The organism is Streptomyces sp. NPDC048254, assembly GCF_043201895.1.
Taxonomy (GTDB): Bacteria; Actinomycetota; Actinomycetes; order Streptomycetales; family Streptomycetaceae; genus Streptomyces.
On record NZ_JBICZJ010000020.1, the window covers coordinates 112,268 to 130,567 of the forward strand.

Genomic DNA, 18,300 nt, shown 5'->3' on the forward strand with positions numbered 1-18,300 from the left:
AGATCCCCGGGTCTGACCGCGAGACGTCGCCCAATTTTCAGTGACCTCTTCAGCTCCCGAGCGCGAGGAGGGCCGCTACGACGGAGACCAGTGCGAGCACGGCGAACAGGCCGGGATAGCCGCCGAACGGTCCGGCCAGGGCGGCTCCCGCGAAGGGGGCCAAGGCAGACGCGATGGTGGCCGGGGCGGCCAAGAGCGCGGACAGACGCCCGTAGTGCGTCGTGCCCCAGCGGTCGCTGACCGCGGTGGCCTGGAGCAGGGTGAGGTTGCCTCGCACCATGCCGGCCGCGATCGCGATGCCCACGAGCAGGGGGAAGGGGCCGGAGACCATCGCGAAGGCGGCGGTCGTGGTCCCGCCGAGCGTGATCAGGGCGACGGTGCGGGTGGTGACGCCGGTACGGCTGGCGAGCGTCGCGTACAGGGTGCGGCCGAGGGTCTGTCCTGCGCCGCCCAGGCCAAGGGCCCAGGCGGCGGCCGTGGGGCTGGCGCCGCGTGCGATCAGCAGGGGTACGAGGGCGATGACGACCGCGTACATGGCGAAGCTATTCAGCGTGAGCGCGGTGGCGAGCATCAGGAACGGTCGACTGCGGGTCACCGAGCCGCTGTTAGCGCCCCGTTGGGCGGCCGACATCGGGGCGGGCGGCCAAGGTCCTCGTAGCGCGAGGGCGTGGGCGGGGATGGTCACGAGGGCCAGGAGCAGCGCGAGTACGGCGTACGTGCTGCGCCAGCTCAGGTGCTCGGCGAGCGTGGCGGTCAGCGGGGCGAAGGCGGTGGAGGCCAGGCCACCGGCGAGGGTGACGATGGTGAGGGCACGGACGCGGTCGCTTCCCCACCAGCGGGTGAGGGCGGCGAAGGCGGGCTGGTAGAAGGTGGCGGCCATGGCCACGCCGGCCAGCAGCCAGGCGGCGGTGAAGGCCGCGAGGTTGGGCGCGTAGGCGATGGCCAGCACGGCGATGACGCCCAGGACGGAGCCGGTGGTCATGACGGCGCGTGGGCCTCGGCGGTCGAGGATGCGCCCGACGGAGATGCCGGTGAGGGCGGAGACCAGGAGCGCGCCCGAGAAGGCGGCGGTTGTGGCGGTGGCCGACCAGCCCGTGGCCGCGGTGATCTGGGGGTTCAGCACAGGGAAGGCGTAGTAGACGATTCCCCAGCTGGTGATCTGTGTGGCGCACAGGGCGGGCAGGGCGGCGCGAGGCCGTGACCGGTCCCCCGCGCCGGTCACGGCCTCGTTGGTGTGGAGGTTGGTCATCGGCGGGTCAGCAGCAGCCGCCCGCGACGGCCGGTTCCTTCGAGCCGGTGTCGGCCTCGACCGGGCCGGCGCAGCAGGTGCTGCCCTGCTGCTTGGCCAGGGAGTCGGCGTCGGCCTTGACGACGTACACCTCCCAGGGCTCCTGGCCGGGACCGTGGACCCAGACCTTGTCCTGGAGGGCGTAACAACAGGTCGTGTCGTTCTCCACGTCGGTGGCCAGACCGGCGTCGCCCAGGCGGGCGGTGGCGGCCTGGACGGCCTCGGTGCTGTCGACCTCGACGCCGAGGTGATCCATGCGGGTCGCCTCGTCCGCCGTGCCTTCGATCAGGACGAGCTTGAGCGGGGGCTCGGCGATGGCGAAGTTGGCGTAACCGTCGCGGAGTTTGGCGGGCTCGGTGCCGAAGAGCTTCGTGTAGAAGGCGATGGACGCGGCGAGGTCGGGAACGCGGAGGGCGAGTTGCACGCGGGACATGGCGTACCTCCTGCTGGAAGGGGTGGGTTGGCGGGTCAGCAGCCGCCGGAGGAGGCTGGGGCGCCGATGCCGATCTGCAGGGTGGACGGTGCCGCGCAGCAGCCGCCGCCGTCACCGCTTTGAACGGGGGCGGTCTCGTCGAGCAGTCCACCGCCGCTGCAGACGCCTGTCTCGGGCAAGGTCAGTTCGACCCGCTCGGCGGCTTCCTGGTCTCCGGCGAGGGCAGCGGTGATGGAGCGGACCTGCTCGAAGCCGGTCATTGCCAGGAACGTGGGCGCGCGGCCGTAGGACTTCATTCCGACCAGGTAGACGCCCGGTTCGGGGTGGGACAGTTCGATGACGCCGTGCGGGTAGACCGTGCCGCAGGAGTGCACATTCGGGTCGATCAGTGGAGCCAGCGCGGTCGGGGCTTGGAGGCGCTCGTCGAGGCCGAGGCGAACCTCGGAAAGGAAGGACAGGTCGGGGCGCAAGCCGGTCAGGACGATGACCTCGTCGACCGGGTCCAGGCGGCGGCCGTCCTCGGCGACCAGAATGAGCTGGACGCCGTCGCCTTCCACAGCCTGTGTACGGAATCCGGTGACCGCGCTCGCATGGCCGGCCTCGACGGCGGCCTTGGCCCGCAGGCCCAGTGCACCGCGGGCCGGAAGCTGGTCGGCCTCGCCGCCACCGAACGTAGAGCCGGTGATCCCGCGTCGCAGGATCCACACCGCGTGGGTCCCTTCGCTGTCCTTGGCCAGGTCGGCAAGGTAGGCGAGGGCGGTGAATGCGGAGGCGCCCGAGCCGACGACGGCGGTGCGCTTGCCCGCGTAACGGGCCCGTACGGACGGGTCGTTGAGGTCGGGGACGCGGTAGGAGATGTGGTCGGCGGCGGTCTTCTCGCCGAGGGCGGGCAGGCCGTTGGCGCCCAGCGGGCTGGGGGTGGACCAGGTGCCGGAGGCGTCGATGACGGCGCGGGCGGTGATGCGCTCCTCGCCACCGTCCGCGGTCTGAAGGTGCACTGTGAACGGCTGCTCCTCGCGACCGGAGTCGACGATCCGGTCCCGCCCGGCGCGGGCGACGCCAGTGACGGTGGTGCCGTAGCGGATCGTGTGCCCGAGCAGGTCGGCGAGCGGCTGCAGATAGCGCTCGGCCCAGTCGCCACCCGTGGGGTACGTCGCCGCGTCGGGGCGCACCCAGCCGGTCGGGGCGAGGAGCTTCTCGGCGGCCGGGTCGGTGACCTCGGCCCAAGGGGAGAACAGCCGCACGTGCGCCCAGTCGCGTACGGCGGTGCCGGCCGACGGTCCGGCCTCCAGGACCAGTGGTTCCAGGCCGCGTTCGATGAGGTGGGCGGCGGCGGCCAGGCCGATCGGGCCGGCTCCGATGACCACGACGGGCAGCTGGTCGGTGGCGGGCACGCTGTTAATGGACACGGCCACGAGGTTCCCCTTTGCTTCGACATTTGTCGATGGCTTGCGCGACCAGCATTACACCTGATTCGATGAACGTCAACATAGACATTCGTCGAATCGAGGGTGGGATTGTGGAACAGGTAGACGTCGTAGTGATCGGTGGCGGTCAGTCCGGGCTTGCCACCGCATACGCGCTGCGCAGGCGGGGGCTGGAGCCGGTGGTCCTTGAAGCGTCGGAGGAGGCAGCGGGGTCGTGGCCGCGCTACTACGACAGCCTCACCCTGTTCTCTCCGGCCGGTTACAGCTCGTTGCCCGGGCTGCCATTCGGCGGTGACCCCGACCGCTACCCGCACCGGGACGAGGTCGTCGCCTATCTGCTGCGCTACGCCAGCCACCTGGATGCCGAAATCCGCACCCGGACCCGGGTACACGAAGTCCGCCTCGGAGATGGCGCCTTCACCGTCGGACTGGAAGGCGGCCGGTGGTTGACGGCGCGCGCCGTGGTCGCGGCAACCGGCTCCTTCGGCAGTCCGCATCGCCCCGCCCTGCCGGGCCTCGACGGCTTCACCGGCACCGTGCTGCATGCCGCCGGCTACCACGTGCCCGAGGGGTTCGCCGGGTAGCGCGTGGTGGTCGTAGGGGCAGGGAACTCTGCGGTGCAGATCGCCGCCGAGCTCGCCGAGCGGGCGCAGGTGACGCTCACCGCACGGCATTCGGTGCGATTCGCCCGCCGGCGCACCCTTGGCCGGGATCTGCACTGGTGGCTGACCCGCACCGGAATCGACACGTTGCCCGTCGGCCGGTTCCTGCGCACCCCGCCGACCCAGCTGGTCATCGACGACGGTCGCTATCGCCATGCGGTCGCAGCCGGGGCACCGGATTGGCGCCCGGTGTTCACCGGCGTCAGCGGAACCAAGGTCACCTGGGCCGACGGGACCACGGAGGAGGTCGACGCGATCCTGCTGGCCACCGGCTACCGTCCCGACCTCGGCTACTTGGCCCCGCTCGGCGCGCTCGACGGCCACGGCCACCCGATCCACCGAGAGGGGGTCTCGCTCGCCCGCCCCGGCCTCGCCTACATGGGGCTGGAGTGGCAGCGCAGCCTGTCCTCGAACTCCCTCGGCGGGGTCGGCAGGGATGCGAGCCGGATCGCCCGGCGCCTGGCGGTGTATGTGCACCGAGGCTGAGGCTGTGCACCCTGGGCGCTCTGGTTCGATGTATGTCAACATAGACGTATGTCGAACATCAAGGCGCTGCCGCTGCTGGAACCCGAGGTCGCCGAGGCTGTCGTGCCGTGCTGCCCGCCGCTCACCGAGCGGCCGCTGACGGCCGAGGAGGCCGAGCGGACCGCCCGGATGTTCAAGGCGCTGGGCGACCCGGTGCGGCTGCGCCTGTTCTCGCTGGTCGCCTCGCACGCGGGCGGCGAGGCGTGCGTGTGCGACATCTCCGATGTCGGCGTTTCCCAGCCGACCGTCTCCCACCACCTGAAGAAGCTGAAGGAGGCCGGACTGCTCACCTCCGAGCGGCGCGGCACCTGGGTGTATTACCGGGTCGAGCCGTCGGTCATGGCGGCCATGGGGCAGATGCTCGCGACCTGGGGATGATTTCCCGGCGTCAGCGCCGGGCGATGGTGAGCAGGCCGCCGAAGGCGAGCAGCATCCACGCCGTGAGATAGGTGAAGGCGGCGGCCGGGGAGACCGCGCTCCACAGGATGCCTGCGATGGCAGAGGCGGCGAGGTTGCCCAGGGACTGCACCGTGGCCAGCAGGCCGAATGCCGAACCGCGCAGGTCCTTGGGGGCGAGCGCGGCGACGGCGGAGTGCTGGGCAGTCTCCACCGCGCCGATCCCGACACCGGCCAGGAGGAACGGGATCGCCAGGACGGTGACGACCGCGCCGCTGAAGGCGAACAGTCCGTAGGCGGCGGCGAACGCCGCGACTCCCGCGGCCAGCACGAGGAGCGGGCCGCGCGCGCCGAGCCGGTCGGCCAGGCGTCCCGCCGGGACCGAGGCGAGGGTCGCGGCCACGTTGTAGGCGGTGTAGAGGCCCAGCGCGATGGTGGTCGCCGTCTTGGCACCGTGGTCGGGTGTGAGCAGTTCCGTCGCCCGGAGGATGAGCAGGGTCGCGGCGACGTTGCCGACCTCGAAGGCGGCGACGGCCCCCATCAGCCGGCCCAACTCGCCATGCAGGACGGGGCGTACGCGGATGCGCAGCGGCACCTTGTCCCTGCTCGTCGGCCTGGGGGTGTGGCGGATGGCGTAGACGATCGCGGCGGCGGCCAGCAGCCCCGGGATCACCGACAGCCCGATCGCCCACTGCACACCGAGCCAGGCCACCAGGCCCAGGGCCAGCAGGGGTCCGAAGATCGCTCCGAGGTTGTCCATCATCCGCTCGAAGCCGTACGCCCGCCCGTACGCCTTGGCCGGGACGATGTCCGCGAGCAGTGCGTTGCGGGCCGGTACGCGCAGGCCGCGCGCGGTCCAGGCGGCTGCCCGCAGCACGCCGACCTGCCAGACGGCCGTGGCACCGCCGATCGCCGCGCCGAGCACGGCGGTGGTGGCGTAGCCGCCAACGGCGACCGTGCGGCGGCGGACCGGATCGTCGGCCAGGACGCCGCCACCGAACCGGGCGGCCCCCGCGAGAGCGTCCGAGACGCCCTCGATCGCGCCCAGCGCGGCGGCCGGTGCGCCGATCGTCGAGTTCAGTAGTGAGGGCAGCAGGGCGGTGGGTATCTCGTGGCCGACGTCCGCGAGGAGGCTGGCGGAGCCGATACCGCGTACCCCGGGTGTCAGCCATCGTTCCTGCTCGGACTCGGCGGCGGGTTGATCGGGAGCCGGGGTCGTGGTCATGGTGGGCAGTCTTCAGCCCGCAGGACCTGATCCGCGAGTGGACAAAAGCACGATCTCCGCCGCGCCCCTACGTCGCTTCGGCCGCGAGGAGCGCGGAGATCTCGCGGGCCGCTTGCCGGGCGGGACGCCCGACGCCGATGAGCGTGGTGGAGGCGGGGCCGGTCCAGTCGCCGTAGCCGAGCAGGTGCAGACGCGGCTCTTCCATCGCTTGGGTGCCCTCTACGGCGATGTGACCGCGTCGGCCGCGGAGTTGGAGCGGTCCGAGGTGGGACAGGGCGGGTCGGAAGCCTGTGCACCAGATGATCGCGTCGGCCTCGGCGCGGGTGCCGTCGGCCCACTCCACGCCGCTCGGGGTGAGACGGCTGAACATCGGAGCGGCTGTGAGCTGCCCGCGGTCGCGCGCTTCGCGTACCGGCGGTATGGCGACGATGTCGCCGAGCGAGGCCACGCCGCCGGTGTCGGTACGCCCTTCGTCGAGGGCACGGCGCCGGGCGGTGGCGGTATCGAACAGGGCGCGGCCGTCGATGTCGTTGGCCAGGAACCGGGGTGGGCGTTGGGTGACCCAGGTCAGCTCGGTGTCGTGGGCGAGGTCGGCGGCGATCTGGGCGCCGGAGTTGCCGCCGCCGACCACGATGACGCGGCGGCCCGCGAAGTCGTACGGGCGCCGGTACTCGACGGTGTGCAGCTGCTCGCCGCCGAACTCGGCGCGGCCGGGAACGGCGGGCAGGAAGGGCCGAGACCAGGTGCCGGCCGCACTGATCACTGCCCGCGCCCGCCAGGTGCCGGAGTCGGTCTCCACGCGCAGGAGTTGACCATCCCGGTGGACGCCCGTCACCCGTACCGGGCGCTGGATCGGTAGCTCGTAGCGCTTCTCGTAGTCGCGCAGGTACGACACGACGTGTCCGGCGTCCGGATACTCCTCGCCCTCCTGCGGCGGCATGAGCCACCCCGGCAGCGATGAGTACGCCGCTGGGGAGAACAGGTGCAGCGAGTCCCAGGTGCGCTGCCACGCGCCGCCCGGCGTGTCCTGGGCGTCCAGGATGACGAAGTCCAGGCCCTGGCGGCGCAGGTAGTAGCCGGCGGCGAGCCCGGCCTGGCCGCCGCCGACTACCACCACCTGCGTGTCCGGCACGCTCATCAGGACGTCCGGATGAGGTTCGCGGACTGCGGGCAGCAGACCGCGTGGGCCCGGTGCGCCGCTGCGCAGGTAGAGCACAGCAGGCGCCGCACGGGCGGCTCGGTGGCCACCGGACGCGAGATGGGTTTCATGCAGGTCAGGAACTGCTCGGAGACTTCCGAGTGGACGGCGCACGCGGCGGCTCCGCACTGGCTGCACATGCCGACCGCAGCGACCTGCGCGCCGATGTTGTGGCAGTCCAGGCAGATCACCGCGTGGCCTCCAGCGGCTCGGCGGTGCGCGCGGTGAACTTCTTGCGCCAGGCCAGCGAGACGTAGACCAGCGCGACCAGCACCGGCACTTCGATCAGCGGGCCGACCACACCCGACAGGGCCTGGCCGGAGGTGACGCCGAAGGTGGCGATGGCGACCGCGATGGCCAGCTCGAAGTTGTTGCCGGCCGCGGTGAAGGCGAGGGTCGCGGTGCGGTCGTAGGCGAGACCGATGACCTTGCCGAGGGCGAAGGTGCCGAACCACATGACGGCGAAGTAGACCAGCAGCGGCAGCGCGATCCGGACGACGTCCAGCGGCTGCGAGGTGATCGTCTTCCCCTGCAGGGCGAACAGGATGACGATCGTGAAGAGGAGCCCGTAGAGCGCCCAAGGGCCGATCTTCGGGAGGAAGTTGGACTCGTACTTTTCCCGGCCCAGCTTCTGCTCGCCGATGCGGCGGGTCAGGAATCCGGCCAGCAGCGGAACGCCGAGGAAGATGACGACGTTCAGGGCGATCTTCCACATGGAGATGTCCAGGTGCTCGCCGTCGCCCAGGTTCAGCCAGCCGGGCAGAAGGTCGAGGTAGAACCAGCCGAGCAGGCCGAATGCCAGGACCTGGAAGACGGAGTTGAGGGCCACCAGGACGGCAGCGGCCTCGCGGTCGCCGCAGGCGAGGTCGTTCCAGATGATGACCATGGCGATGCAGCGGGCCAGGCCGACGATGATCAGGCCGGTGCGGTACTCGGGCAGGTCCGGCAGGAAGATCCACGCCAGCGCGAACATCACCGCCGGGCCGACGATCCAGTTGATGACCAGGGACGAGACCATGAGCCGGCGGTCGCCGGTGACGGCGTCGAGCTTGTCGTAGCGGACCTTGGCCAGCACCGGGTACATCATGATCAGCAGACCGACGGCGATCGGCAGCGAGATGCCGCCGATCTCGACCTTCGCCAAGGCGTCGTTCAGCCCGGGGATGGCGCGGCCGAGACCGAGGCCGAGCGCCATGGCGGCGAGGATCCAGACGGCGAGGAAACGGTCGAGCGTCGACAGCTTCGCGACGACCGAGGAATCCTCGGCGGTGGTCGCGGGTGCTTCGGTGGGGGTCACGGGCAGGCCCTCTTGTTGTCGGCGGCATTGCGAGCGGACTCGGCCAGGTCGGCGAACTGACCGGCGAGTTGGGCGATGACGTCGGGGCGCAGCTTGTAGTACGTGTACCGGCCGCATGGTTCCGTGTCGACGACCCCGGCCTCGCGCAGCACTCTCAAGTGGTTGGAGAGATTGGTCTGCTTCGCACCGGTCTCCTCGATCAGGTGCGTGGAGCAGAGCGTCTCCCGGGCGAGGAGGGTGACGATCTGGAGGCGGAGCGGGTCGGCGAGGACCCGCATCAGATCAGTGTCGACTGACGTCATCATGGACTGATACTGTCACATCACCCCGAGCTGATACCAGCTGGGGCTGATCCCTGGGACCCGCATCCCCACACCCGTGGGGGCCCACACCCGAAGGGGATTCCCATGACCGCATCCCCACCTCCCGTCCTGCCCGACGAACGTCTCGCGTCCGGCATCGCCCGTCTCGCCCTCCGCTACCGCGGGCGCTTCTCGCCCGAGACCATCCAGCGCCTCGTCACCGACTCTTACGAGCGTCTGGCCGAGCATGCCCGCATCCGCACCCACCTGGTCGTGCTGGCCGAGCACCTGGCCACCGAGCGGTTGGACGCGCTCGCGCACATCGAGGGCGCGCCTGGCAGCGGTCTGCCCCGCGTTCTGTTCGTGTGCAGCCACAACGCCGGCCGCTCCCAGATGGCCGCCGCCCTCCTGGCGCACCGCGCCGGAGGCCACGTGGTCGTCTCCTCGGCGGGCACGCACCCGGCCACCGAGGTCGAGCCGGTCGTCGCGCAGGTGCTGACCGAGGCGGGCGTGGATGTGGCGGACGCGTTCCCCAAGCCGCTGACCGACGAGGTCGTGCAGGCCGCCGACATCGTCATCACGATGGGGTGTGGGGATGCCTGTCCGATCGTGCCTGGCCGCCGTTACCTGGACTGGCCGGTCACCGACCCCGAGGGTGCCCCGATCGCCGTCGTCCGCGGCATCCGTGACGAGATCGACGCCCACATCACCGAGCTGCTCGCCTCCCTGCCGAGCACCTGAACTCCGTATCCCGATCCCGTACGACCTGCTTGATCCACATCGTGAAGGAAGAACAGATGTCCTCCAGCCCGCTCGCTTCCGTGCTGTTCGTCTGCGTACACAACGCCGGGCGCTCGCAGATGGCCGCCGGATTCCTCACCCATCTCGCGGGTGACCGGATCGAGGTCCGATCCGCCGGCTCCATCCCGGGCGACCAGGTCAACCAGGCCGCGGTCGAGGCGATGAAGGAAGTTGGCGTCGACATCGCCGACGCCAAGCCCAAGATCCTCACCACTGAGGCTGTGCAGGCGTCCGACTACGTCATCACCATGGGCTGCGGCGACGCCTGCCCGATCTTCCCGGGCAAGAAGTACCTCGACTGGGCGCTGGAGGACCCGGCCGGCAAGGGCGTCGAGTCCGTCCGCCCCATCCGCAACGAGATCAAGACCCGTATCGAGGCGCTGATCGCCGAGATCGACGCCAAGCAGGAGGCGTGACCTCCGTGACCGAAACCGGCATACGCGAGGTCATCGTCATCGGCTCCGGCCCCGCCGGATACACCGCCGCCCTCTACGCCGCCCGCGCCGAACTCAAGCCTCTCGTGTTCGGCGGTGCGATCTTCGTCGGCGGCGCGCTGACCACGACGACCGAGGTCGAGAACTTCCCCGGCTTCCCCGAGGGCATCGACGGCCCGAACCTGATGGTGAACATGCGCGCCCAGGCCGAGAGGTTCGGCGCGGAGATGGTCGACGACGACATCGTCGCCGTCGATCTCAGCGGAGACATCAAGACCGTCACCGACACCGCGGGCACCGTGCACCAGGCGAAGACGGCGATCGTGGCGACCGGCTCCGGCTACCGCAAGCTCGGCCTCCCTAAGGAGGAGGAACTGTCCGGCCGGGGCGTGTCCTGGTGCGCGACCTGCGACGGTTTCTTCTTCCGCGACCGCGACATTGTGGTGGTCGGCGGCGGCGACACCGCCATGGAGGAAGCGACCTTCCTTACCCGCTTCGCCCGCTCGGTGACCGTCGTCCACCGGCGCTCCACCCTGCGGGCCTCCCAGGTCATGCAGAACCGCGCGTTCGCCGACGACAAGATCTCCTTCGCGTTCGACAGCGAGATCGCGGAAATCAAGGAGGCCAACGGCATGCTCGTCGGCGTCGTCCTGCGCGATGTCCTCACCGGCACGACCCGCGACCTCGACGTAACTGGCCTGTTCATCGCCATCGGCCACGACCCGCGTACCGAGCTGTTCCAGGGCCAGCTGGACCTGGACGAGGAGGGCTACCTCAAGGTCGCCTCGCCCTCCACCCGCACGAACGTCCCCGGCGTCTTCGCCGCCGGCGACGTCGTCGACCACACCTACCGCCAGGCCATCACCGCCGCCGCAAGCGGCTGCCAGGCCGCGCTGGACGCGGAGCGATACCTGGCTGCGCTCACTGACCTCGACACGATGTCGGCGCTCGACGGTGCGCCGGCCGTGGTCTGAGCCGACGAGACTGGGCCGGGGTGCCTATCTGGTGTTGGGCACCCCAAGGGCGGCCTGATGGACGGGGCGGCGGTTACCGGCCACCAGCAGAGTCGATGAGTTGGACAAGGCGCTTCAGACCGTTGGGGCTGATGCCTTGGGCGGCCATGGCGCCGAGAACCACGTCACGGTCGAGCAGACCAGCAGACCGGAGATCACCGAGAACTCGCGCTGCCTGTTGACGGTCGAACGGTGGCCCGTAGCCGTTGTTGCCGTAGAACTTCAACCTGTCCAGCGCCGACGTGAGCCGAGAGTCCACCTCCTCGACTTCGTCCTCTGGGCGAGTGAGATCGACGGCATGCACCTGCGTGGCCCAGCCCCGCAGCGGGAACAGGTTGACCCCCTCAACCGCCGCAAGCGACGAGCCCCGCGCCAGACCAGTGGCAAACTCCAGCGTCTTCGCATCCGGCACGTAGGCCAGCACTGGCCCGACACCGCTCCCGGCACGCTGTCTGCCCGATCGCGGCGTTGCAACGCGATGCCGTTGAGCAAGCCGTCGCAACGCCGGGACGGTCTGCTCGGCGCCGAAGGCGTTCAGTACCAGGACGGCGGTCGCACCCTGTTCGGCGGCCTCGCGTTCCACCCAACCCACGGCGAGGTCGGCAGCAATCTGCCAGTCACGCTCAGGGTCGTCATCCGGAACCCATGCCGCCCGCAGAATGCTCATCGCCATCCCCTGATCCGCTCGGTCATGCCAGAACGCTCCGTGATCCCAACCGTAACGACCGCCACTGACAGTCGAGGTGGGCTGCCAAGGGCCGCGGGGCAGTGCGCATTGGGCCTGCGACCCCACCCCTCAGCTGCTCCGGGTGTGGTGCGGGGCAGATCACTTTGGCTTGCACGGGCTCCCCGATCAGGCGCGGTGAACCAGATCACTGTTCGCCGAGGTCCAGCCCAGTCCGATCGCTGCAACTGAGACCAAAACTGAGACCACGCACGTCGAAGGGCCCCACCGCGAACGGTGGGGCCCTTCGACATCGTGCCCGGTGAGGCACTGGCGGAGGATACGAGATTCGAACTCGTGAGGGGTTGCCCCCAACACGCTTTCCAAGCGTGCGCCCTAGGCCTCTAGGCGAATCCTCCGCTCGGAACATTACATGACCGAGAGGAGTGCTCGCGAACTCGTTCCCACCCGCTGACGTCGGGTACTCTGTGCAGAGCCCCTCACGCGGCGCTATCTGACTGAACTCCCCCAGGGCCGGAAGGCAGCAAGGGTAGGTTGGCTCTGGCGGGTGCGTGGGGGGCGCTTGCGTTTGCGGGCGGGGCTGGTTGTCAGTGGGCGCCTATAACCTCGTAAGCGTGTCGTCTCTCGCGCTGTACCGCCGCTATCGCCCGGAGTCGTTCGCCGAGGTCATCGGGCAGGAGCATGTCACCGACCCGTTGCAGCAGGCGCTGCGGAACAACCGGGTCAATCACGCGTACCTGTTCAGCGGGCCGCGTGGGTGCGGGAAGACCACCAGCGCACGGATCCTGGCCCGCTGCCTGAACTGCGAGCAGGGGCCGACGCCGACCCCCTGTGGTGAGTGCCAGTCATGCCGCGACCTCGCCCGCAACGGGCCCGGTTCGATCGACGTCATCGAGATCGACGCGGCCTCTCACGGTGGTGTGGACGACGCCCGTGAGCTGCGTGAGAAGGCCTTCTTCGGGCCTGCCGGCAGCCGCTACAAGATCTACATCATCGACGAGGCCCACATGGTCACGTCGGCCGGCTTCAACGCGCTGCTCAAGGTCGTCGAGGAGCCCCCGGAGCATCTGAAGTTCATCTTCGCCACCACCGAGCCCGAGAAGGTCATCGGGACCATCCGGTCGCGGACCCATCACTATCCCTTCCGGCTGGTGCCGCCGGGCACGCTGCGGGACTACCTCGGCGAGGTGTGCGGCAAGGAGAAGATCGCCGTCGAGGACGGCGTGCTGCCGCTCGTCGTGCGCGCCGGTGCCGGTTCCGTGCGTGACTCCATGTCCGTCATGGACCAGCTGCTCTCCGGGGCCACCGAGGAGGGTGTGACGTATGCCATGGCCACCTCCCTGCTCGGCTACACCGACGGGTCCCTGCTCGACTCCGTCGTCGAGGCCTTCGCGACCGGGGACGGCGCCGCCGCCTTCGAGGTCGTCGACCACATCATCGAGGGCGGCAACGACCCGCGCCGCTTCGTCGCCGACCTGCTGGAGCGGCTGCGGGACCTGGTGATCCTCGCGGCCGTGCCCGACGCCGTGGAGAAGGGGTTGTTCGACGCCCCCGCCGACGTCCTGGAGCGTATGCAGGCCCAGGCCGGCACGTTCGGCGCCGCCGAGCTCAGCCGCGCGGCCGACCTCGTCAACGCGGGCCTGACCGAGATGCGCGGCGCCACCTCCCCCCGCCTCCAGCTGGAGCTGATCTGCGCGCGCGTGCTGCTTCCCGCCGCCTACGGCGACGAGCGGTCCGTGATGGCCCGCCTCGACCGGCTGGAGCGGGGCGTCAACTTCTCCGGCGGGGGCGGTGCGCCCGCGATGGGGTACGTCCCCGGGCCCGAGGCACACCGGGCGGCGCCGGGAGGGGCTTCGGCGGCTCCGGCTCCTGCTCCTGCTCCTGCGGTTCCTCCGGTTCCGGTTCCGCAGGGGGGCGGCCCTGCGGCGGCCCGTGCGGCGGTACGAGGGGGAGCGGCACCCGAGTCCGCGCCGGTGCAGGCGCCGGCGCCTGCACAGGCACCGACACCGGCTCCCCAGCCACCCGCGCCCACACCGACGGCCCCGGCGGCTCCCCCGGCCGCACCGCCCGCCGCCACGCCCGGCGCCTGGCCGACGGCTGCCCCCGCGGGTGGCGGCGCCGCTCGCCGCCCCGGCGGCTGGCCCACGGCCTCGGCCACGGGCCAGGGCACGGGCACGGCGGCAGCGGGCGGGGCCACGGGCGCGGGCACCCCAGCGGCCCAGCCGGCCCAAACAGCCCCGGCGGCCCCGGCGCCGGCTGCCCCTGCCGGCGGGCTGGACCCCCGTGTCCTCTGGCCGAACATCCTCGAAGCGGTCAAGAACCGTCGGCGCTTCACCTGGATCCTCCTCAGCCAGAACGCCCAGGTCGCCGGTTTCGACGGCACCACCCTCCAACTCGGCTTCGTCAACGCAGGCGCCCGCGACAACTTCGCGAGCAGCGGCAGCGAGGACGTGCTGCGGCAGGCGCTGGCCGAACAGTTCAGCGTGCAGTGGCGGATCGAGGCGATCGTCGATCCGACGGGCGGCGGCTCGGCCCCGGCCGGTCCCGGATACGGCGGCGGCCAGCCCGGCGGCGGTTACGGCGGCGCACCCGCGGCGTCGTCCGGTTACGGCGGCTCCGCCCCGGCGGCCCCGGCCCGCCCGGCGACGTCCCAGCCCGGGCCGCCGACGGCCACACCCCAGGGCTCCCCGCCGTCCGCCCGGACGGCAGCGGCTCCGACCCCGTCGCCCGCGGCCCCCGAGCCGCCTCCGGTGTCTCCCGAGGACGACATCCCCGAGGAGGACGACCCCGACCTCGACGAGTCGGCCCTCTCCGGCCATGAACTGATCGTGCGGGAGCTGGGGGCGACGGTGGTGGAGGAGTTCCGGAACGAGTGACGCGCGACGAGTGCCGACGGTGAGATGGCGGGAGCCGAGGGTTCCCCGACCCGCCCTCCACCCCCTTGGAGAATCCTCCAGTCGGTGGACCCGGCTACGCTGGCCCCCGTGAAGGTCCTCGTCATCGGCAGCGGCGCCCGCGAACACGCCCTGTGCCGCTCTCTGTCCCTCGATTCCGACGTCACCGCGCTGCACTGCGCCCCCGGCAACGCCGGTATCGGCGAGGTCGCCGAGCTGCACCAGGTCGACGCCCTCGACGGCGTCGCCGTCACCGCGCTGGCCCGGGAGGTCGGCGCCGATCTCGTCGTCGTCGGCCCGGAGGCCCCGCTCGTCGCGGGGGTCGCCGACGCCGTGCGCGAGGCGGGTATCCCGGTCTTCGGTCCCTCCGGGGAGGCCGCGCGGATCGAGGGGTCCAAGGCGTTCGCCAAGGCCGTGATGGCGGCGGCCGGCGTCCCCACCGCCCGTTCGTACGTTTGCACAGACGCGGATGAGGTCGCCGAGGCCCTCGACGCCTTCGGGGCGCCGTACGTCGTGAAGGACGACGGGCTCGCCGCCGGCAAGGGTGTCGTCGTCACCGACGACCTGGCGGCCGCCACGGCGCACGCCGCCGGGTGCGACCGTGTCGTCATCGAGGAGTTCCTCGACGGCCCCGAGGTCTCCCTCTTCGCGATCACCGACGGTGTGACGGTTCTCCCGCTCCAGCCCGCCCAGGACTTCAAGCGGGCCCTGGACGGGGACCAGGGGCCGAACACCGGCGGCATGGGGGCGTACTCCCCGCTGCCCTGGGCCGACCCCAAGCTGGTCGACGAGGTCATGGAGACCGTTCTCCAGCCGACCGTCGACGAGATGCGGCGGCGCGGCACCCCGTTCTCCGGTCTCCTCTACGCCGGCCTCGCGATCACCTCGCGCGGTGTCCGGGTCATCGAGTTCAACGCCCGCTTCGGCGACCCCGAGACCCAGGTGGTCCTCGCCCGTCTGAAGACCCCGCTGGCCGGCGTCCTGCTCGCCGCCGCGAACGGCACCCTCGACGACCTCCCGCCGCTGCGCTGGCGCGACGACGCCGCGGTCACCGTGGTCGTCGCCTCCCACAACTACCCGGACACCCCGCGCACCGGCGACCCCATCACCGGCCTCGGCACCGTGGCCGCCGAGGACGCCCCGCACGCCTACGTCCTGCACGCGGGGACGAAGCGGGACGGCGAGGCGGTCGTCAGCGCCGGTGGCCGGGTCCTCTCGGTGACGGCGACCGGTCAGGATCTGACGCAGGCGCGCGAGCGGGCGTACGCGGCCGTGGCGCGGATCGGGCTCGACGGCTCCCAGCACCGTACGGACATCGCGGCGAAGGCGGCGGCCGAGGCGGGCGAGGTGGCCGAGGCCTGAGCGCCTCCATGCGTGCACCGCTCCTGGTCAGGCCCCGGACCCCGAAAATCCGGGGCCTGATCGTTGCTGTCTGTCGATCACCTCTGACCAAAGCCATTCCATCGAGTGACCGATGCCCCATCCGGCTGACGGGGGCCGAGGCCCCAACTAGGGTGCGGCGCAAGCGTTCCGGCACTTGGCCCACCGGCATTGCGATGTCAGTGGCGGGTGCCACAGTGGGGGAGTGAGCAACAGCCAGGACGGCACCAGGACAGCAGGGAGGGGGTGAGGTCCGGACGTGACCAGTACCGGTATCGGTGTGGAGGCGGGAGCGCAGGCAGCGCGTACCCGGGCCCTCGCTGTGCTGCGCATCCGCGGCCGGGCCCTGGCCGTGGCGCTGCTGCCCGCGGCGGCCACGGTGATCCTGCTGACCGGCGGTTCCACCGGTCACTTCGTCGGCCGGAGCTGGGACACGGCCCGCTGGATCGTCGGTGTGCTCGCCGTCGTCGTGCTGCTGGCCGCCGCCGGCATCGGCCTGGTCGTGGCCCGCGCCCGGCCGGCCGTGAGCCCCACGGTCCCGATCCTGCAGGAGTCCGCCCCGGACCTGTACCGGATGGTGCGCGACCTCGCCGACCGCCTCGACGTCCCGGTGCCCTCCGCCATAGCGCTCACCCCGGACTGCGACAGCTGGCTGGAGGACCGCACCCACCCGGCGCACGGCCCGCCCGCGCCCAAGGGCGGCGACGAGCTCGGCAACCCCGGCCCGCACCGCCGTACCCCGGCCGCCCCCGTACTCGTCATCGGCTCCCCGTTCCTGTGGTGGATGCGCGTCGGCGAGCTGCGCGCGGTCCTCGCCCCGGTCGTCGCCGGTACGGGACCCTCGGCGCACCCGGACATAGCCGCCGCCCGCCGCTTCGTGCGCGGGCTGGACGCGGCGGTCGCCGTCTCCTCGACGACCGGCCGATGTCCGGCGACCCGGTTGGTGTGCGCGGGCCTCGGCTGGGTGGCCCGGGTGCTGCTGCGGGGCTGCCGGGAGCACGCGGCGCTGATGGAGCGCGGGGTCGCCGCCGCGGCCGCCGAGCGCGCACAGGCCGTGGACTACGGACTGCGGATCGTCGCCCAGGAGCAGGTCGGCCTCGCCTATGCCGGCTGGGACCGTCTTCTCACCCGGGTCGCGCTGCCCGCCTGGCGGATGGGCCGCTGGCCGTCCCGGCTGGACGCGGGCGTGGTCGCGGCGCTCACCGAGCTGTCCCGGCGCGACCGGCTGGCCGAGGGCTTCGCCTCCCGGCTCGGCGAGCGACCCGCCTGCGACCTGCTGGAGGAGCCGGGCCTGGTGGACGAGGCCGCCTCGCTGCTCGCCGCCCGTCTCTTCCACGGCGGCCCCGCCGAGCCGGGCCCGGACTGGTCGCCGGTGGCCTGGCAGGAGTATCCGGACGAGGTCGTCGACCGCACCTGGCGCACCGAGGCGGCCCGGCTGCACCGCGTCCTGGACTCCCTCGGCGTCCGCGCCACCCTTGACCCCGCCGCCCCCGACCCCGGCGGCCCCACCCTGGCCCGGGTCCTGGACCACCTGACCGACCCGGCCGCCCACCGCAGGCCCAAGGAGCCCGCGGCCTACGACGAGGACGCCGAGGAAGCCACCGGCACCGAGCGCAGCGCCGCCCTGGCCGCGGGGCTCACCGCGGCCCTCGCCCGCGAGGAGGCCGCCGCCGTCACCCCGGGACCCGGATCCGACGCGCCCGCACCCGCACCCGCACCCGCCGGGCAGGGCCCCGACAGCGCCCTCTGGGACGACTGCGCGCTGCCCCTCTTCCCCCTCCAGCCCCCGCGCACCGCCCGCGAGCTGCTCGCGGACCACGTCACGGCGATGGTGTGCTGCGCGGCCGTGGACACCGCCGGAGCCACCCCCGGCCTGGACTGGCTCGACGGCCCGTCCCTGCTGGTCGACGGCGAGCGGGCCGCCGACCTGACGCCCAGAGTCCTCAGCCTTGTCGAGGAGGGAGACCCGGCCCCGCTGCGGGCCTGGCTGGTCGAATCCGGGATACGTCCCGAGAAGCCCGTACGGCTGGTCTGACCTCGGCGTTTCGACGCTTTAGCGGAGCGAACCGTTCCACTTCAGGCAAATTCGCAACGAACCGTGACCAGACGCGTGCGTTATGTGATGTGCTGGGACCGTTCGGTGAAATGGCAAGCGCATCCGACATGAGGCAGACGGCACAGTCACAGCCCGCGGAACCCGCACAGCACCACGGGCGAAACCGGAAACAGGCACGAACCAGGCACGAACCGGGCGCGAACCAGGCCCGACCGGAACAGCACAAGCTCGGCCACGAAACACCGCACCACCGCACGCACCACCGCACAACGACTCGTATCAGC

Annotated in this window: 17 protein-coding genes, 1 tRNA gene and 1 other RNA gene; 10 read left to right on the plus strand and 9 right to left on the minus strand. The window is 71.6% G+C overall.

Features of this window, described 5'->3' with window-relative positions; all coding sequences use genetic code 11:
• Positions 1 to 49: 49 nt before the first annotated feature.
• Genes ACGFZQ_RS41020 through ACGFZQ_RS41030 form a run of 3 tightly spaced genes read right to left on the minus strand, consistent with a single transcriptional unit; the run spans position 50 to position 3,130 of the window.
• A complete protein-coding gene (locus ACGFZQ_RS41020) occupies positions 50 to 1,249 on the minus strand; it encodes an MFS transporter (RefSeq protein ID WP_393844699.1) in 1,200 nt (399 codons plus the stop codon).
• 7 nt (positions 1,250 to 1,256) lie between these two features.
• Positions 1,257 to 1,721, minus strand: a complete 465-nt coding sequence (locus ACGFZQ_RS41025; protein WP_393844700.1) for an ArsI/CadI family heavy metal resistance metalloenzyme — start codon at positions 1,719 to 1,721, stop codon at positions 1,257 to 1,259.
• Between the two features lie 35 nt (positions 1,722 to 1,756).
• Positions 1,757 to 3,130: an FAD-dependent oxidoreductase gene (locus tag ACGFZQ_RS41030; RefSeq protein WP_393844778.1), complete on the minus strand. Its 1,374-nt coding sequence runs from the start codon at positions 3,128 to 3,130 to the stop codon at positions 1,757 to 1,759.
• A gap of 68 nt (positions 3,131 to 3,198) precedes the next feature.
• Between ACGFZQ_RS41030 and ACGFZQ_RS41035 the strand changes: the two genes are divergently transcribed.
• From ACGFZQ_RS41035 to ACGFZQ_RS41045, 3 genes are read left to right on the plus strand one after another with little or no spacing between them, the layout of a single operon-like run.
• Complete coding sequence (locus ACGFZQ_RS41035; protein WP_393844701.1) at positions 3,199 to 3,732, plus strand: flavin-containing monooxygenase; 534 nt, start codon at positions 3,199 to 3,201, stop codon at positions 3,730 to 3,732.
• A gap of 33 nt (positions 3,733 to 3,765) precedes the next feature.
• The gene (locus ACGFZQ_RS41040; protein WP_393844702.1) at positions 3,766 to 4,296 is read left to right on the plus strand and encodes a hypothetical protein; all 531 of its coding nucleotides are present in this window, start codon (positions 3,766 to 3,768) and stop codon (positions 4,294 to 4,296) included.
• A gap of 48 nt (positions 4,297 to 4,344) precedes the next feature.
• Entirely contained in the window at positions 4,345 to 4,713 is a 369-nt protein-coding gene (locus ACGFZQ_RS41045; protein ID WP_393844703.1) for an ArsR/SmtB family transcription factor, read from the plus strand.
• A 10-nt stretch (positions 4,714 to 4,723) separates the two neighbouring features.
• On the opposite strand, the gene ACGFZQ_RS41050 is transcribed toward ACGFZQ_RS41045, so the two are convergent.
• The 4 genes from ACGFZQ_RS41050 to ACGFZQ_RS41065 all read right to left on the minus strand — a co-directional run bounded on the left by ACGFZQ_RS41050 (position 4,724) and on the right by ACGFZQ_RS41065 (position 8,756).
• Positions 4,724 to 5,956: an MFS transporter gene (locus tag ACGFZQ_RS41050; protein WP_393844704.1), complete on the minus strand. Its 1,233-nt coding sequence runs from the start codon at positions 5,954 to 5,956 to the stop codon at positions 4,724 to 4,726.
• A 67-nt stretch (positions 5,957 to 6,023) separates the two neighbouring features.
• On the minus strand, positions 6,024 to 7,094 hold the full coding sequence (locus tag ACGFZQ_RS41055; RefSeq protein WP_393844705.1) for an ArsO family NAD(P)H-dependent flavin-containing monooxygenase: 1,071 nt from the start codon (positions 7,092 to 7,094) through the stop codon (positions 6,024 to 6,026).
• Between the two features lie 247 nt (positions 7,095 to 7,341).
• A complete protein-coding gene (arsB, locus tag ACGFZQ_RS41060) occupies positions 7,342 to 8,451 on the minus strand; it encodes an ACR3 family arsenite efflux transporter (RefSeq protein ID WP_393844706.1) in 1,110 nt (369 codons plus the stop codon).
• On the minus strand, positions 8,448 to 8,756 hold the full coding sequence (locus ACGFZQ_RS41065; protein WP_355909009.1) for a metalloregulator ArsR/SmtB family transcription factor: 309 nt from the start codon (positions 8,754 to 8,756) through the stop codon (positions 8,448 to 8,450). Before ACGFZQ_RS41065 ends, arsB begins: the two co-directional genes overlap by 4 nt.
• Before the next feature lie 102 nt (positions 8,757 to 8,858).
• Between ACGFZQ_RS41065 and ACGFZQ_RS41070 the strand changes: the two genes are divergently transcribed.
• From ACGFZQ_RS41070 to trxB, 3 genes are read left to right on the plus strand one after another with little or no spacing between them, the layout of a single operon-like run.
• Positions 8,859 to 9,494: a three-helix bundle dimerization domain-containing protein gene (locus tag ACGFZQ_RS41070; protein WP_393844707.1), complete on the plus strand. Its 636-nt coding sequence runs from the start codon at positions 8,859 to 8,861 to the stop codon at positions 9,492 to 9,494.
• A gap of 56 nt (positions 9,495 to 9,550) precedes the next feature.
• A complete protein-coding gene (locus ACGFZQ_RS41075; protein ID WP_393844708.1) occupies positions 9,551 to 9,970 on the plus strand; it encodes an arsenate reductase ArsC in 420 nt (139 codons plus the stop codon).
• A gap of 5 nt (positions 9,971 to 9,975) precedes the next feature.
• Positions 9,976 to 10,962 carry a thioredoxin-disulfide reductase gene (gene trxB / locus ACGFZQ_RS41080; protein WP_393844709.1) on the plus strand — a complete coding sequence of 329 codons (987 nt, stop codon included), beginning with the start codon at positions 9,976 to 9,978 and terminating at the stop codon, positions 10,960 to 10,962.
• Positions 10,963 to 11,035: 73 nt separating this feature from the next.
• Here trxB and ACGFZQ_RS41085 read toward each other — a convergent pair whose 3' ends face one another.
• Entirely contained in the window at positions 11,036 to 11,668 is a 633-nt protein-coding gene (locus tag ACGFZQ_RS41085; RefSeq protein WP_393844710.1) for a hypothetical protein, read from the minus strand.
• A gap of 328 nt (positions 11,669 to 11,996) precedes the next feature.
• Positions 11,997 to 12,084: transfer RNA gene (locus ACGFZQ_RS41090), tRNA-Ser, on the minus strand.
• Between the two features lie 72 nt (positions 12,085 to 12,156).
• Between ACGFZQ_RS41090 and ffs the strand changes: the two genes are divergently transcribed.
• The 4 genes from ffs to ACGFZQ_RS41110 all read left to right on the plus strand — a co-directional run bounded on the left by ffs (position 12,157) and on the right by ACGFZQ_RS41110 (position 17,995).
• Positions 12,157 to 12,255, plus strand: an RNA gene (ffs, locus tag ACGFZQ_RS41095) — signal recognition particle sRNA small type.
• Between the two features lie 45 nt (positions 12,256 to 12,300).
• Positions 12,301 to 14,562: a DNA polymerase III subunit gamma and tau gene (locus ACGFZQ_RS41100; protein WP_393844711.1), complete on the plus strand. Its 2,262-nt coding sequence runs from the start codon at positions 12,301 to 12,303 to the stop codon at positions 14,560 to 14,562.
• 108 nt (positions 14,563 to 14,670) lie between these two features.
• Positions 14,671 to 15,942, plus strand: coding sequence for a phosphoribosylamine--glycine ligase (gene purD, locus ACGFZQ_RS41105; RefSeq protein WP_393844712.1), 1,272 nt, complete (start codon positions 14,671 to 14,673; stop codon positions 15,940 to 15,942).
• A gap of 277 nt (positions 15,943 to 16,219) precedes the next feature.
• Entirely contained in the window at positions 16,220 to 17,995 is a 1,776-nt protein-coding gene (locus tag ACGFZQ_RS41110) for a hypothetical protein (RefSeq protein ID WP_393844713.1), read from the plus strand.
• The last annotated feature ends 305 nt before the right edge of the window (positions 17,996 to 18,300 follow it).